This window comes from Microbacterium sp. TNHR37B (assembly GCF_001620065.1).
In the GTDB taxonomy this organism is placed as follows: Bacteria; Actinomycetota; Actinomycetes; order Actinomycetales; family Microbacteriaceae; genus Microbacterium.
This window is the reverse complement of the sequence record NZ_LQGV01000003.1, coordinates 779,444-794,294: the sequence shown is the minus strand read 5'-3', so window position 1 is coordinate 794,294 and position 14,851 is coordinate 779,444. Positions and strand designations below refer to the sequence as shown.

8 protein-coding genes and 2 pseudogenes are annotated in these 14,851 nt (G+C 65.2%); 5 read left to right on the top strand and 5 right to left on the bottom strand.

Features of this window, described 5'->3' with window-relative positions:
• Positions 1-4 precede the first annotated feature (4 nt).
• On the bottom strand, positions 5-3,463 hold the full coding sequence (locus AVP41_RS11715; protein ID WP_067164520.1) for a tubulin-like doman-containing protein: 3,459 nt from the start codon (positions 3,461-3,463) through the stop codon (positions 5-7).
• Between the two features lie 25 nt (positions 3,464-3,488).
• Positions 3,489-5,291 (bottom strand): hypothetical protein, encoded by a 1,803-nt coding sequence (locus AVP41_RS11710; protein WP_157532472.1) that lies wholly within the window; start codon positions 5,289-5,291, stop codon positions 3,489-3,491.
• Between the two features lie 702 nt (positions 5,292-5,993).
• Between AVP41_RS11710 and AVP41_RS11705 the strand changes: the two genes are divergently transcribed.
• Positions 5,994-6,707 carry a hypothetical protein gene (locus AVP41_RS11705; RefSeq protein ID WP_067164516.1) on the top strand — a complete coding sequence of 238 codons (714 nt, stop codon included), beginning with the start codon at positions 5,994-5,996 and terminating at the stop codon, positions 6,705-6,707.
• 37 nt (positions 6,708-6,744) lie between these two features.
• Here AVP41_RS11705 and AVP41_RS11700 read toward each other — a convergent pair whose 3' ends face one another.
• Positions 6,745-7,800, bottom strand: a complete 1,056-nt coding sequence (locus AVP41_RS11700) for an Rv2578c family radical SAM protein (RefSeq protein WP_067165892.1) — start codon at positions 7,798-7,800, stop codon at positions 6,745-6,747.
• Positions 7,801-7,919: 119 nt separating this feature from the next.
• On the opposite strand from AVP41_RS11700, the gene AVP41_RS11695 reads away from it, so the two are divergent.
• Complete coding sequence (locus tag AVP41_RS11695; RefSeq protein ID WP_157532471.1) at positions 7,920-8,924, top strand: M15 family metallopeptidase; 1,005 nt, start codon at positions 7,920-7,922, stop codon at positions 8,922-8,924.
• An 80-nt stretch (positions 8,925-9,004) separates the two neighbouring features.
• A complete protein-coding gene (locus AVP41_RS11690; protein ID WP_067164512.1) occupies positions 9,005-10,168 on the top strand; it encodes an acyl-CoA dehydrogenase family protein in 1,164 nt (387 codons plus the stop codon).
• Between the two features lie 32 nt (positions 10,169-10,200).
• On the opposite strand, the pseudogene AVP41_RS16405 reads toward AVP41_RS11690, so the two are convergent.
• Positions 10,201-10,404: pseudogene (locus AVP41_RS16405) on the bottom strand (integrase core domain-containing protein); the annotation flags it as partial.
• Positions 10,405-10,567: 163 nt separating this feature from the next.
• Here AVP41_RS16405 and AVP41_RS16690 point away from each other — a divergent pair.
• Positions 10,568-10,644 (top strand): annotated as a pseudogene (locus AVP41_RS16690).
• 42 nt (positions 10,645-10,686) lie between these two features.
• Here AVP41_RS16690 and AVP41_RS11685 read toward each other — a convergent pair.
• Entirely contained in the window at positions 10,687-11,547 is an 861-nt protein-coding gene (locus AVP41_RS11685) for a hypothetical protein (RefSeq protein WP_067164509.1), read from the bottom strand.
• 536 nt (positions 11,548-12,083) lie between these two features.
• Between AVP41_RS11685 and AVP41_RS11680 the strand changes: the two genes are divergently transcribed.
• Positions 12,084-14,495 carry a hypothetical protein gene (locus tag AVP41_RS11680; RefSeq protein ID WP_067164507.1) on the top strand — a complete coding sequence of 804 codons (2,412 nt, stop codon included), beginning with the start codon at positions 12,084-12,086 and terminating at the stop codon, positions 14,493-14,495.
• Positions 14,496-14,851: the final 356 nt, after the last annotated feature.

Here is a 14,851-nt window from a genome sequence, read left to right as displayed (position 1 = left end):
GGCCTCACGCGTTGCGCAGTGCGGTGTCGAGCCGTGCCACCTCGTCGGCCGCTGCCCGCTCGCCGATCTCGTCGAAGAGGTCGGCGACCGGGCGGATCACGCGCCGCAGCTTCTGCAGCAGCGGCCGCCCGCCGGTGGCCGAGTAGGCATCGATGTTGGCGGCGAAGGCACGGAACTGATCGAGCACGATCCCCTTGAGCGTGGGGAGGGCTTCGGCGTCCTGCTCCACCTGCTCCACCTCGTAGCGGATGCGCGCGAGGAAGTCGGTGACCATGTCGTGGACCTGGCGCTCGTTGTAGAGCTCTTTCGTGACGGTGAAGGCGTAGAACGCGCCGACGTCCAGCACGGTCAGGCTCTTGCCGCGGAGAGCAGGAATGACCTCATCCACTTCGCGCAGCCGGACTCCCTTCGCCAGGCCGCGTGCGAAGTCGGTCTCGGCGAAGGTCACCGAGCGCGCGAGATCGCGTCCGGCCCGGGCGCGGCGCTCGATCGACTCCACGATCTCCGCAACGGCCACGGGGTTGATCGTGAGGGCGTCGACGACCTCCCAGAAGTGATCGCAGGGCGTCCCGTTCGAGACGATGAAGTCCTGGTCGAGTGGCTGGTCCGAGCTGTAGCGGTAGACCTGCAGCCCCTCGTGCACCTCGCTCCAGAAGATCTTCTCGTGGACGAGGCCGAGCAGCAGCGCATCGTGGATGCGGCGCAGCTGATCGGCCTGGTTCTCCTCGTCGAGGTCCGGGAGCTGGGAGATCCAGTGCCAGCGGCGATCGATGTGCGGAGTGATCACCTTCGTCTCGGCGACGGAGGGTTTGATCCCCGACACCAGCGCGTAGTACGCCGAGAAGTACTCGCCGGCGTCGCGGCGCAGCGTGGTCGATGCGCGAGCAGGGGAGTACTTCGGCAGATCGCGCGCGCGGATGCCGTAGATGGCGTTGTAGAAGAGGATCTCGTGCGGGCTGATGTCATCATCGGGCTCACCGCCGTAGTCGCGCAGGTGCTCGCTGACGAGCGCCTTGCGGCGCGGATCGGCCTCGCCCTCCAGACCGGAGTTGTACGCGCACGCCTCGATCGGATGACGCTCCTCGCCGAGGGGCTGCTCGATGAAGGGCTTGGCGAGCTGCTTCGCCTTCTCGATTTCGTCGATGACGTAGTGGCGGACCTTCGACTCTTCGAGGTTGCGCTGCAGGGTGCGGTACTCCTTCTCCAATGCCTCGATGATGTCGATCTTGATCACGTTGCCGTAGCTCTCCATGACCTTGTCGCGGAAGTAGCCCTGGATGGTCGTCCGATAGAGGTCCTCGAAGTAGGTGTCGTCCTTCTCGTCGGTCAGCATGTAGTACCCGCGCACCCGGTTGTAGATCGCCTCCGACAGCGACGAGTCGATGTTGACGACGCCGCCGGCATACGGCATTCCCTCGGCGAGCGAGTCCAGAGAGGCCGAGGTGGCGAGGACGTAGCGCGTCGTCGAGCCCGACAGATCGTCGTACTTGGTGCGCTGGAGTTCGACCTCTCCCTTCAGTCGACGGATGTTGGAATCCAGCCGGAGGAACAGCGTGCGGAATGCCTCGGCGATGCCCGACACGTACTCGATCGCCTCACCGAGCACTTCGCTGAGCACCGCGTTCTCCAGGAGCGAGTCCACCTTCGGGATGTACCCCAGCAGCAGCTGCTGGAGGTCCTGCATCTCCGCACTGGGCTTTCGCGTGAGCTTCTCGCGGATCGTCAGCTTGCGCGCGAGGATTCCTTCGGCGGTCTCGACCTCGTCGGTGTTCGGGTCATCGAATGCGTTCCGCTCGAAGTTCTCGAAGTACTCACGCAGACTCGTCAACTCGTTCTCGACGCGCCGCCGCTCGTCCTTCAGCAGCGCGAGCGTGTTGTAGAGGAAGTATCGGGCGGTCACCGGGTGCATGAACCGATCGGTGTCCTTGTCGCGAAGGTAGGTCTCCAGGCGGTGGGAGTGCTTCTCCGCCGTCACGGCGACATCGTCGGCATGGAACAGCTCGTAGCTGAGGATCCCGGCCGACTCCTCGGTGCGTCGGGCGACGACGTCGTGGTACTTCTTCACTTCGCGGTACGCGTTCAGGTAGCGGCTGCGCTCGGTGTCCTCGGTCAGCGGCGTCACCTGGTCCATCGCGATGTTGCGCTGGTGGCTGTCGCCCATCGAGGCGGACTGCGTGATCACGTAGTTCGTGAGCGTGCTGAGGTACTCCTCCCAGCGCTTGAGGTCCGAATCGAGACCGTCCTCATCCATCACCGTGCACTGCGCGACGACGGCCTTCGCAAAGCCGTTCTTGTTCGCCGCGGCACCATCGACGGCTTTGACGTACTCCGCGGCGATGTCGGGGTCGCGGGGAGAGAGCCCCTTCTCCCGCTGCTTGGCGAGTCCTTCGAGCGTCTTCTTGAACTGGTCGTCGAATCGCAGCCATTGTGCAGAGAGCACTTGCTCCGTCCAGCGGAGCGCGACGTAGTCGCGCACATGGGCCCACGGGTATACCAGCCGGGAGGCGCCGGCACCGGCGTAACGGTTGCGCCCGTCGTTCTTGATCACCTCGCGCAGCACGTTGTCCTCGCGAGAGTTGGACTTCTTCGACATCGGTCCGATCGACTGCGTATAGATGCAGGTGGCGGCGTGGTCGAGGTAGGTCTCAAAGGAGTCGAGGCTGCCGCCGGCCGAGTTCTTGGCGTCGAAGAGGAAGCAGAAGTCGTAGGGCATCGCTTCGACCGTTTCGACGCCGTCCGCACCGACCCGGGGGAACTCGAAAGCGAGATCTCTGTACTGAGGGGGCAGCGTGTTGTCGCCCTTCATGAGGAAGGCATCCAACTCACGGACTGCTGCGTAGGCGTTCACCTGCAGATTCTGCCGCTCCTCTGTGGCCTTGATGACCTTGTCGAAGACGTCGGGCTGGACGAAGAACCCGCGGGTGATCGCTTTCGCCTTCGGGTACTTGGCGCGCAGATAGTCCGCGAGGTACATCGCCACCGAGAGGATGAGCCCCGAACCCGTCCCACCCGCGAGCGAGCTGGTGATGATGACGCGGAGCGCCTGCTCCTCCTGGTCTTTGTCGAGCCGGAACAGCTTGTCGACGGCACGGTGCAGGGCGTCGAGATTGCCGCCCTTGAGGGTCGTGTCGAAGGCCAGTCGCGAAATCGCGCGCACCTGCGCAGCGCCTTCGGTGAGTGTCTTCCGGTTGAGCATCTGGTTCACCGGGAACCAGTTGTCCCGGGCGTTGGTGTTGATGTTGAGGTACTCCCCGACGGTGTTGCGCGTGGAGGTCTGCACCGTGAAGATCTCCGGATGCTCGCGGCGGATCCGGCCCAGGTCGTTGATGTCGGTGTCGAAGACCGTGTAGGCGATGCGGTCGGACTGCGTGGAGGCGCTCTCTCCGACCTTGGTGGCGACCTTCTCGACGATCTTCGAGCCGGTACCGCCCAGTCCGAGGATGAGGGTGGGGGCAATGGGCATGATGTTCCTCTCCAGGGCGGATCAATCAGGAGCTGGGTGTCATCTCGAACCGCACGTTGTTGCGGATCGTGGCGACAATGGTGGTGGTGGGGCCGATCAAGGGTGGACGTTTGGTGGTGGCATCGATCGTGCGGCCCCCGATCTGCACGTTCTCCTGCGCGACGAGCGCCTGCCAGTTCACGACCTCTGCGCGTCGGCCCCGCTTGGCCTTCAGCTTGAGAGCCGGGAACTGCGACCGGGCGCTGGTGCCCACGTAGACCAGCTCGCCCCTCTCGGGCAGGTAGGGGAACAGACTGCTCACGCGATCGCGCCGGAAGCTTCCCTGAGCGCTTCCTCCGCGCACCGACGCGCGGAGGGGCCTCATGGAGATGCTCGGTGCAGGGCGCATCTTGCGTGAGAACCTCGGCTTGACGATGTAGCCGAACAGCAAGAGCGCCAGGAGGACCAGGAGCGCGAGCCACCACCCGACGGTCGCGAACCAGTCCGCGAAGCGGTCCCACCAGGGAATGTCGTCCACGATGTCGAGGTCGAGGGTCGTCGTCGCGCGGTAGAGCTGTTCGTCGTACGTGTGCTCGGCGGTGACGGAGACGGGAAAGGTGCCGGTGTCGGCCTTCAGCACGTCGCCCTCGGGTGCGTGAGGGACGAGGTACACGGTGCCGATCTCTTTGGCGACGACGACTTCGAAGGGGATGTTGGAGTCGCTGGTCACCGTGAAGCTCTCGGAAGTGACGGATGACCATTCCTCGGGCGAGAAAGCGGCGAGCTCTCCGCTCGAGCCGAGCCCGTAGGTGAGTCTGATCGCATTGTCGGGGGCAGAGGTGGCGCTCAGCTCGCTCGCGGTGAAGCTTCTCTCCGAGACGTCGAAGGATGTCGGACGGGCCGCCTGGAGGACTGTGACGTCGATGACGGATCGCGCAGTGTTCCCCCCGAGATAGCGCGCGGTGACGTCGAGCTCGACGGCGCCGCGGGTGAGGGTGATCGTGTCGCCGGACTGGAACGCGTCAGCGATGACCTCGCCGTCACGAAGCACTCTGGCCGAGTACTCGACGTCCCCCAGAAGCGGCGACGAGAGGAAGGTGCACGTGTCGTCCATGAACCCGTAATAGAGCGTGTAGTCGCCACCGACGAGCGTGGACGGGTCTACGGGGAAACCATCGGCGTCCTGCAACTGGACGCCGAACCCGACGTCGGGCTTGTAGTACATGTCGACGGCCTGCGCTCCGCCCACTTTCACGGCACCCGTTCCCGCGGGGACGTGGAGATAAGTCGCCAGCTTGCCTTTCAGCTGCGTGTTCGGCGTCGCCGGCGTCGTCTTCGACCCGTACCTGGCGGCCTTGTTCTTCGCCCAGGAGACGTCGACGGTCGATGCGGGAGTGATGACCTCGCCGCCGATATCGAGCTCGCCGATCGAGACATCCTGACCCTGCGCGAACACCGTGAGCTCCGACAGGGGGATGTCCGGCGCGACTCTGCCTTGCTCATGCGTGAGGAGGTTTCGCTCGAAGATCCGATTGGAGAACTCGGTCATCTTCCCGAGGAGTTGGTCGGACGCGCGCGCCTGGTCGACGAAGACACCGCTATCCGGCTCATTGGTCAGCTGCGGGGCGTCGGGGCCGATGGCCAGGAATGCGACCTGAAGCGTCGAGGACTCGTCGCTGTTCTCGGAGGCGAACCGTCGGAAATCTCGTTGCACCTGTGGTGACGATCGGTCGTCGAAGGCGCCGTCGCTCAGGATGACGAGCCATTTCGTGGGCGATTCCGCGGCCACGAGATCGCGATACGCCCGTGTTACTGGCGCGTAGGGTGTCCCGCCGCCCTGAAGCTGCATGCGGTGAATCTTTGCAACCCGGCTGCTCGCGGGCTCCGCGCCGAGCAGGGTCACGGCGGCTTCGCCTCGGTCATCATCGAAGTCACTTGTCCGATATACCTGCAGGGTGTCGCCCGCATCGAGCATTGCGGCGAAGACCTCGAGTGAATACTTCGCCTGGGACCAGCGGTCCAGAGGGGCTCCGTCGTCCGACGCGAACATGGAGCCCGAATCGTCGATCACGAGGTTGATCTGGCGGTGAGGAGGCGGGGCCGGGCTGACTGTGGACTCGCAAGATACTGATTCTTGTGCCTTCGCCTCGGTCGGTTCGAGGCGATTCGGTGCGAGAGAGAAGGCGACCAGCGGGAGAACAGCCGCGAGCATTCCGACCGCTGCGGAGACACGCTCGAGTCTCCGCGTTCGTCGGGCATACATTTGCGGCCGTCCTTCCCGGGGAGTACCGCGCCGCGAATACGCTCCATGACGAAATCAAGACGGTGCGTCCTGGACCAGTCCCCAGACACTTCCCCAGTTTTTTCAACATAGGGCAATCACCATTGGTGAGACAACTCTCATTTTCGAGAATGCCTGAGGCGACGCGAAAGGGCGAGAGCGCGCCGCGTCGCCGGGATCTCGGATGTCCAACGCCCGCTCGTTACTGTCGTTCCGCTCGACAGCGCCCGTCTCACGGGTATCTCCCGCCCCGCGCCGTAGGATCGGGCCATGCCCCCTCGGAAGACCGGTGCGGTCGTCGCCGCAGCTCTCGCTCTCGCCCTCGCTCTCGGCGGGTGCGTGCCCGAGCCGTCGCCGTCGCCGTCGGGTTCGGTGCCCGCGGCGTCGCCGTCCGCCCCGGGGGCATCGACGGCCCCGGCGCCGACCCCGAGCGGGGCGCCGACCCCCTCGCCCACCCCGACGCCCACGTCCTCGCCGGCCGTGACGCCGACGCCGACTCCGACCACGTCACCGGGCTCCGCGGCGCCGGTCGTGATCCCGAAGTGCACGACGCTTCTCCCCCTCTCGACCGTGCACGCGCTGTTCGGCGACGCCGCCGAGCCGATCGATGTGAGTGGGAGCCCCGCCGACCACATGCCCGGGCCGCTGGCCGCTGCCACCGTGCGTGGCGCGCGGCAGGCCACCATGTGCACGTGGGCCATTCCGTTCTCCGACGGCGGTTTCACCGTGATCACGGCGGAGATCTCCGGCTCGGCCCGCGACAAGCTGATCGCGGGGCTGCGCTCGTCCTCCCGGTACACGGAACGCTCGCTCGACGGCCAGGTCTCCTTCTCCCAGCACTCCGAGTCGGACCTCGGCACCACGAGCACCGTCTACGTCTTCGTGGGGAACGTGTGGATCACCGTCGACGGAACGCTGTCGGTGAAGACGGCGCGCGAGTTCGCAGGATCCGCGGCCGACGCCGTCCGCAGCGCCAACGCGTGACCGCGACCGTCCGGAAGGCCCCGCACAGCCTCGGGCGCTAGAAGAGGGTGGCCGGTTCCGGCGCGGGGGTTCGTGGCAGAGTTCCCGTGCGACGGAAGCGGCTGGGCCGTGACTCCCGCGACTCGACGTCCTCCTCCAGGCCGCCGGTGAGTCCGTATCGTCGCAGCAGCGGGCGGACGCGCCCCGCGAGCATCCGCCGGTACCCCTGCGGAGCGTTCACGGCGACGCCCGGGTAGAGGCCGCGGTACACGGGGAGGAGATCGGTTCGCTCGGACTCGAGCCATCGCCAGAACCACTCCCGGGCCCCCGGGCGCAGATGCAGAGCGCCGAACACGACCCGCGACGCTCCGGCCTCGCTCAGCTCCGCGACCGACGCGTCGAGGATCGCGGGGTGATCGGTGAGGTGCGGCAGGATCGGCATGAGGAAGACCGTGGGCCGGAAGCCCGCCTCCCTCGCCGCCCGCACGGTCTCGAGCCGCGCTCGCCAACTCGGTGCACCGGGCTCGAGCGCCGATCGGAGGCTCTCGTCGCCGATCGCGATGGACATCGACAGCTCCACCGACACCTCTTCGGCCGCCGCCGCGAGGAGGGGCAGGTCGCGCCGCATCAGTGTGCCTTTGGTCAAGACCGAGAACGGGGTGCCACTGGTCGCCAGGGCATCGATGATGCCGGGCATGAGCCGGTAGCGACCCTCCGCGCGCTGGTAGGGGTCGGTGTTGGTGCCCAGCGCCACGTGCTCGCGCTGCCAGTCGCTGCGGGCGAGCTCACGGCGGAGGACCTCGGCCACGTTCGTCTTCACGACGATCTGGGAATCGAAGTCGCGGCCCGAATCGAAGTCGAGGTACTCGTGCGTGCGCCGCGCGAAGCAATACACACAGGCGTGGCTGCAGCCGCGATAGGGGTTGACCGTCCAGGCGAACGGCATCGCCGATGCGCCCGGCACGTGATTGAGCGCCGTCTTCGCGTGGACCTCGTAGAAGGTCATCCCCGCGAACTCGGGCGTGCGCACCTGACGGACGAGGCCCCCGAGCGTCTCGAGGCCGGGGAGGGCGTCGGAATCGATCGCCCCCGTCTGCTGCCCCTGCCACCTCATCATCCCAGGGGAACATAAAGACGAAAGAAGGTCAAGATCCGGCGCTCTCTCATTCGAAGACAATCGAACGCGCGTGCGCGTCGCGAGGGAGCGGTCGGCCCAGGCGTCACAATGGATCCATGCCCCCGCACCCGCCCACGACGAGGGCGGCACGGCGGGTGTCGCGTCGGGTGCGGCGTCGGCGGACGATCGTCGTCGCAGGTGTGCTGGTCGTCGCGATCGCTGCGGGCGGGTACGCGCTCACGCGTCCCTCGGAGGCCGACGCCGACCCTCCTGCCGGCTCTGCCACGACGCCGGCGGCGCCGCACCCCACCGAGTCCTCCCCGTCCGAGACGTCGACGTCTGACCCGTCCCCCTCGAGGCCAGCGGCATCGCCGGCGCCCACGGAGGCGTCTCGACGCTGCGATGCCCCGGAAGTCACCGCCGCGATCGAGCGCGGTTCCGATGCGGAGGTGATCGCGGCCTTCGGGGGAGGTGAGGAGTTCCGCCACGCCGTCGCCGCAGGAGAGGCGCCCTGCATCGACCTCCACCGCGCCGGTCGTACCTGGGTCGTCGTCAACAAGCGCAACGCCCTCGAGCCGGAGGACTACTGGCCCGTCCCGCAGGCGCGCCCCGCCGCGCCGCGCATCGTCTCGGGCGGTGGCTGGCTGCGTGCCGACGTCGCCGCGGCATTGGACGGCCTCGCTGCGGAGGCCGCCGGCGACGGCATGGGGCGGCTGGGCATCGACAGTGCGTTCCGCCCCTACGACTTCCAGGTGGGGCTCTACAACCGCTACGTCGCCTCCCGCGGGCAGCAGGCGGCGGATCTCCGCTCGGCCCGGCCCGGTCACAGCGAGCATCAGACGGGGCTCGCCGTCGACGTCGTCGCCTGCGGCGCGAACGGATGCGGCAGTCATGACGACTTCCGCGGGACCCCGCAGGCGAGGTGGCTCGCCGAGAACGCCTGGCGCTTCGGGTTCATCGTCCGCTACGAACAGGACCGCACCGAGACCACGGGCTACGCCTGGGAACCGTGGCACCTGCGCTACATCGGGACCGACCTCGCGCGTGCCTATCGCGACGGCGGATTCTCCACCCTCGAGGAGTTCTTCGGGCTGCCGGCGGCCCCCACCTACGTCGACTGAAACCCAGTATCATGTGACGCGGGATGCGATGTCAGCAGCCTGCGTCGGTGACGACACTCGAAGACGAGAGGGAGGGCGCCATGGAGCGCGACATCTACGACGAGGACCACGAGGCGTTCCGCGACGTCGTGAAGGAGTTCTGCAAGCGCTACGTGACCAACGAGGCCCGGGAGCGGTGGGACGCCGAGGGCGAGGTCGATCGTGCGACGATGCGTGCCGCCGGCGAGGCGGGCATCATCGGCCTGAGCGTTCCCGAGGAGTTCGGCGGCGCCGGGATGCTGCAGGACTACCGGTTCCGCGCCATCGTCAACGAAGAGGTCATCCGCGCCGGCGCCGGGTCGCTGGCGGGCGCCTTCGGCATCCAGGACGACCTGGCCGTGCCGTATCTCGTGCACATGGGCACCCAGGCGCAGAAGGAGAAGTGGCTCCCCGGGATGGCGACGGGCGAGATCCTCGGCGCGCTCGCGATGACCGAGCCGGGCGCCGGGTCCGACCTTCGCGGCATCAAGACCACGGCCAAGAAGGTCGACGGTGGATACGTCGTCAACGGCGCGAAGACGTTCATCTCCTCGGGCAAGACCGCCGACATGGTCGTCACCTTCGTCAAGACCGGCGAGGGGAACCGTCCCGACGCATTCTCGCTGGTGATCATCGAGAACGGGATGGAGGGCTTCGACCACGGCAAGAAGCTCCACAAGATGGGCTTCCAGGGCCACGACACGGCAGAGCTCTCCTTCTCCGACGTCTTCGTTCCCGAGGAGAACCTCATCAGCGGCACCGAGGGCCAGGGCTTCATCCAGCTGATGATGAACCTGCCGCTGGAACGACTGTCGATCGGGGTCGCGGGAGCGGCTGCCGCCGCGGCGGCCCTGGAGTGGACGCTCGCTTACACGAAGGACCGCGAGGCCTTCGGCGAGCGCATCATCGACTTCCAGAACAGCCGCTTCCAGCTCGCCGACGTCGCTACGACCGTCGATGCGCTCTGGGCCTATATCGACCGCGCGCTCAAGGCCTACGCCGAGGGCAAACTGAGCGCGGAAGAGGCGGCGAAGGTGAAGTTCTGGGCCACGGAGCGCGAGTGGGAGGTGCTCGACACCTGCGTCCAGCTCCACGGCGGCTACGGGTACATCACCGAATACCCGATCGCTCGGGCCTTCCTCGACGCGCGCGTGCACCGCATCTACGGCGGCACCAACGAGATCATGCGCGAGATCGTGGGGCGCCAGCTCGCCGGCAAACGCTGACGGGCACCCCGTCCGCACCCTTACGGTGTGAACTAGGTGTGATGTCTAGGCGCGCTGTTTCCGATTCTGCTGATGGGTGGGGTGCCGAGAGCGGCGTGGCGCCTGTGGTGATTGTAAAAGTGCAGCCAGCCACGCAGTGCTTCTCTGCGGTCGGTTTCTGACGAGTAGCGCCTCGCGTATGTCCAGCCGTCGGCGAGGGTGCGGTGGAAGCGCTCGATCTTTCCGTTCGTTTGTGGCAGTGTCTGCCGGCACGTACCATCCTTGCGACCGGGGCCACCGCAGTCGTCCAGCGTCCATATGGACTACGCACACGCTTACCGCCCAGCCACCGCGGTCCGCTTGTACGCGGATCGACCGTGACGGCGCATCCAGTGATATAGTCGCTATCACAGCGCGGATGCCGAGTGGGCTTGAGGTTCGAAGCCTCGATTCGCACAAAAACAGTGGAGACCCAGGTTCGACTCCTGGCTCCGGCTTCGCCGGATGTAGCTCAATGGGTACAGAGCCCCCGTGTTTCTCTACCACGTCTTGGTGGTCCAAAGTCCGGACTCCCGTGCCGCCTTCTCGAGTTCCTGACTACTCAAGCTCAGGCCGCCGAGGTAGTGGAATCTGGCGAAACCTTCGAGTCCACGTTTCCACTGGCGGCTATTGCGTGGGTGCGCTGCGTCCTCGGCGAAGTCCGCTACGGCCATAGTCGCCCAGCTGTTCCTGCTGATCTTCTGCCCAAGCATCGTATTGATTCGCCGCGCAGCTTCCTTCGTTACAGCGAAAGCTGCGACCAGGTGTCCAAGCGAGAAGTGAAGCTTCCCCTCGGCGATCATCAGCTCGATGGGACCCATCGTGAGGCGCTCCCATCGAGCTCGTTGTTGGTCCCCCAGCGCACTCAAAGACTCGGTGACCTGGCCAGTCACGTTACCGGCGTGGTGGATCTGCGCGTTTCGAAGGCAGCGGAGGACGTGGAATAGTGGAATCACATCATCTGGCTGCGGTAGACCTGCCGCATCGAACAGAGTCTGGTGCATGCGCCCGGCGTTCAACGCGTTCCGATCACTGGCGACGGGATAGCCTTCGTCTTTGAGCATCGCGACCGCGTCTTTCACAAACGCCTCGTACACCGCCAGCGCGTACGGAACTGCAACCGCCGACAAGTGTGCGTCGGCGTCCAGTAGTAGTCCCGATGCGTGATCGGGGAGGAGGTTGAAGCGATCGATATCCTTGACCGCGGGGAACAGCCCGGGGAGCTGGTGGGGTGAGCCGGCATGAAGCTGGAGGCTGTGGGCTGCGAGTCGCGACCCCGCCAAGAGCGCGATCATGGCGTTGTTCGCATCGACCCGCGCGTCGACATACTTACGGTACCGTCGGAAACCAATCTCGCCCATAAGGCCATTCTCTCGGGTGCGACGGTGATCGACGGTCGGGTCCCGAGGTGGTTTCCCCACGCCCATCCACGTAACCGCAGGTTCGACGAGACGTGATTGCTGGCTGTCCCCACCCCACCGCGTCAGTAAGGGAGCCCGCGCACCGACTGCGCGTCGGCTGGCAGCATGTCGTCAGGTCTGGGATCGCGAAGGTGGCGTGAATCACGTCAAGGTCGCATTGCGGATGAGCAACGTAGCAACGCCCATCCTCGGGAGACCTCGACCCCGACCCCGCGATCGGCGCGCTCACACCCCCGCAGCCTCATTCGTGAAGAGCCGGTTGGTCTCCCCTGGACGAGGTCGGAGGATCGGCTGATAGCCGCTGGGTGCACAGTCGATGCATCGTCTTGCTTGTGCACAGACATTTACGCGAAGACAGACCGTTGCGGTCGCTCGGATGGCCCATCGAACAGAGATTTCCGGCAAGTCCGACGCGCAGGGCCGGGTCTGAGTAGCATGGGCCTGCAGACGCTTGATCAAGTCGCTGGGGGTCGAGGATGAGCGCAAAGACTGTTGAAGAACTCAAAGTCGAGTACGCCGATACCGATTGGCGCCGCAGATTCGTCGCTTTCACGGACCTGATGGACCTGCTTGGAGACTGCATCATCGGGGACGAGTATGTGGTCCCTGACCGCTTGAACGAGGCCATCAAGCTCTCCGAGGCGGGCCACGCGATCCTCGACAAGCTGACGCGCAAGGAAAAGGTCAACGCGAAGGACGGGCGACTGATGTGCGCTCTCTCCCTCGGTCACACCGAGCTCTTCGTGGACCTCCACTCCACGGACGTTGACGAGGTCGCGGCCGCCATCCATGATGAGCTCGTAGAAGGGGCGATCAAGTTCCCATTCGTCCTGGGGCGAGACCTGTACGACACCTTCGCTTCCCAACACGAGGGCGAGAAAGATCTTCTGACCGTCGATGAGACTCAGGCTCTGCTCGCAGCGATCCCGCCAGGGGTCTTCCAGTACGGTCAGTACACCGTTGGCCCGTTTGGACTACGCAAGAGCCGCACTGCTAGGAAGATAACCGCTTCGAGGAGGGTTGCCGCATACCACTGCGCCGTCTCCAGCTGTCACTCCTTGCATCCTGTGGTGCTGCAGACGTCGGAGACCGCTCCCATCAACCGTGACCGCCGAAAGCTGCAATCCGTTCTCCAGTACTCCGAAACCGAAGCGTGTGACTGGTGGGACCTCGCAAACGAGTTCAGCGGGCTGACGGTTTCTTACTACGGCGACAAGCGTGCGGGCGTTCTGCTGCCGCTCATCGGCGATGCTCTCAACGATGCTGAGCTTTCAGACTTGGTTACTGAGCTCCTCGATTTCTCCAAAGGCGCGCTGAGGAAGGCTCTGGCAGGCGTGATCGAGAACGGCAGCGCTGCCGAGATGCTCTCAGGCCTTTCGCGCGCTCAGCTGCTGCAGATCACCTTGCTCGCCGATGAAGACGCTGTTGCGGCGGCACTGGATCGGCTAGTCCATCGCGGAGTCATCAAAGTGTCGCTAGGTGATGTTCGTCGAACGGTTATCTCCGACAGCCGTTCCGGCGCCTTCGCTTTGCGAGCCGAGCTTGGCCACTATGGTGTCCGCTTCGTATCAGACGACTTGGGCCTCGCCCTTCTTCGTCAGCGGCGCCTACTTAACCAGCTTTACGTTAGGGAAACGGGCGCCGACGTCCAGGAGCTGGAGTGGCAACTCCGCGGAATCGACATCGACGATCTCGATGAACGGCTAGAGCACTTCTTCCAAACTCGGTCGCCGAAGGAGGCACTGGAGCGTTTGGTGCTGGCCCGAAAGACCAACATGATCACCGCGTGTTTCGAGGTAGGGATCGAGAACGGCGACGACCTGACCGACTCTGAACTCGTGGACGCGCTGCTATGGAAGCTGGGCTTCCCCCCACAGCCCGATGATGATCCACACGCCAACTTCTGGCACCGCCACGAGAGACTCTGGGCCCTGACACAGTCTTCGGCTTTCGGAAGCTCCGAGAGATTCATCGAAGCAGCAGCGCCATACTTCGCAGAGCTTGAGGGCATCCTGCTCAACTCTCTCGCGTATACCGCTTGGGCTTTGATGGCGGACCACGTGCGGAGCTCATACCCCTTTTCGTATGACGACGAGGACGATCGCCTCGATGGACTCGCTCTCCTGCAGACTGCCTACGGAGACGGTGGAGTGGAGTCATCATTCCGGCCCGATTTTCCAAGCGAGAAGGTCGAGCTCAAGAACCTAATCGAGGGGTTCAGCTCTCTCGCCTACCGCCTCGAAGAGTGCAGGGACAATCGCGGCCTCTACGAACGCAAGCAGTCCGAGATGCCGCTGTTCGATGGCAAGACGGAGCTCAAGAGGTTCGCCCTACGGTCGACCCTGCCCTTCCTCGACCTCTCCCGCCCGAGTCAGGACAGAATCCTCGAAGGTTTGCGCTCAATCACAGCCTCGATGCTGAAGGCAGACGTCTTCGCGGTTCGTAACGATTACGCTCACTATCGGCGTACCGCGCCGGATATCTCGCGAGTTGAAACCGCCCTGGAAGCGACACGGTCAAGTGTGACTCGTATCGAGAACCTAGGCTTCGCTCGGCTGCAGTACGTGCCCTCGACTGTGCGAGGGGATGAGTGGGGCCAGACGCGGCATGAGTTCAGGGGCCCGCGCAGCTACGAGCACACGTTCACTCGGCCGACGACGCTCGACTGGATGGGTTTGCCCAGCTTGAAATTGCCACAGTACCTCATGACGTCGGCGAGCTTCGGGGATCCTAACGAGGTGCTCCGATTCACACGTCGCTACGCGGGCGAGTTCTCGCGCCTCTGGGCTGGTTACCCCAATCGTCGCAAGCGTGGATCGGGCACCAGTGCAGCCGACGGTCCGTCCTTCCAGCCTCAGGCAGCGTCGGCTCAACTCCAGAGCGAATGACTCACAGCGCATCGCCGCGGCGCCGGGCGCGGCGAGATCATCCACATGCGTGAGAAGACACTTGGTTCTCGAGGACGAGATGTACTCCTGTCATCGGCATTGAGGTCTCTCAGACTGCCGACGGCTTAGCCGCACCACCCGACCCTGTCCAGGTGGTGCGCGGATGGCGTCGGGAGGAGGGCACGTTGGTTGACCAACGCTGAAGGAAATTGGTGAAACACTGCCCGCATCTTCGCGTGGTTGAGGTGGTTCGTATAGACGACTCCTACTGAGACGTCTCACAGTGGCTTCCCCTCCCCCCGCGCCGAGTGTCCACGAAGCACGCGCCGCGCCCGGGCGACACGGCGCGTCGTGGA

Coding starts and splice junctions, on each gene's coding strand:
- AVP41_RS11700 (WP_067165892.1), bottom strand. CDS start 7,800: ATGAGGTGGCAGGGGCAGCAGACGGGGGCGATCGATTCCGACGCCCTC.
- AVP41_RS11680 (WP_067164507.1), top strand. CDS start 12,084: ATGAGCGCAAAGACTGTTGAAGAACTCAAAGTCGAGTACGCCGATACC.
- AVP41_RS11685 (WP_067164509.1), bottom strand. CDS start 11,547: ATGGGCGAGATTGGTTTCCGACGGTACCGTAAGTATGTCGACGCGCGG.
- AVP41_RS11705 (WP_067164516.1), top strand. CDS start 5,994: ATGCCCCCTCGGAAGACCGGTGCGGTCGTCGCCGCAGCTCTCGCTCTC.
- AVP41_RS11715 (WP_067164520.1), bottom strand. CDS start 3,463: ATGCCCATTGCCCCCACCCTCATCCTCGGACTGGGCGGTACCGGCTCG.
- AVP41_RS11710 (WP_157532472.1), bottom strand. CDS start 5,291: ATGCAGCTTCAGGGCGGCGGGACACCCTACGCGCCAGTAACACGGGCG.
- AVP41_RS11695 (WP_157532471.1), top strand. CDS start 7,920: ATGCCCCCGCACCCGCCCACGACGAGGGCGGCACGGCGGGTGTCGCGT.
- AVP41_RS11690 (WP_067164512.1), top strand. CDS start 9,005: ATGGAGCGCGACATCTACGACGAGGACCACGAGGCGTTCCGCGACGTC.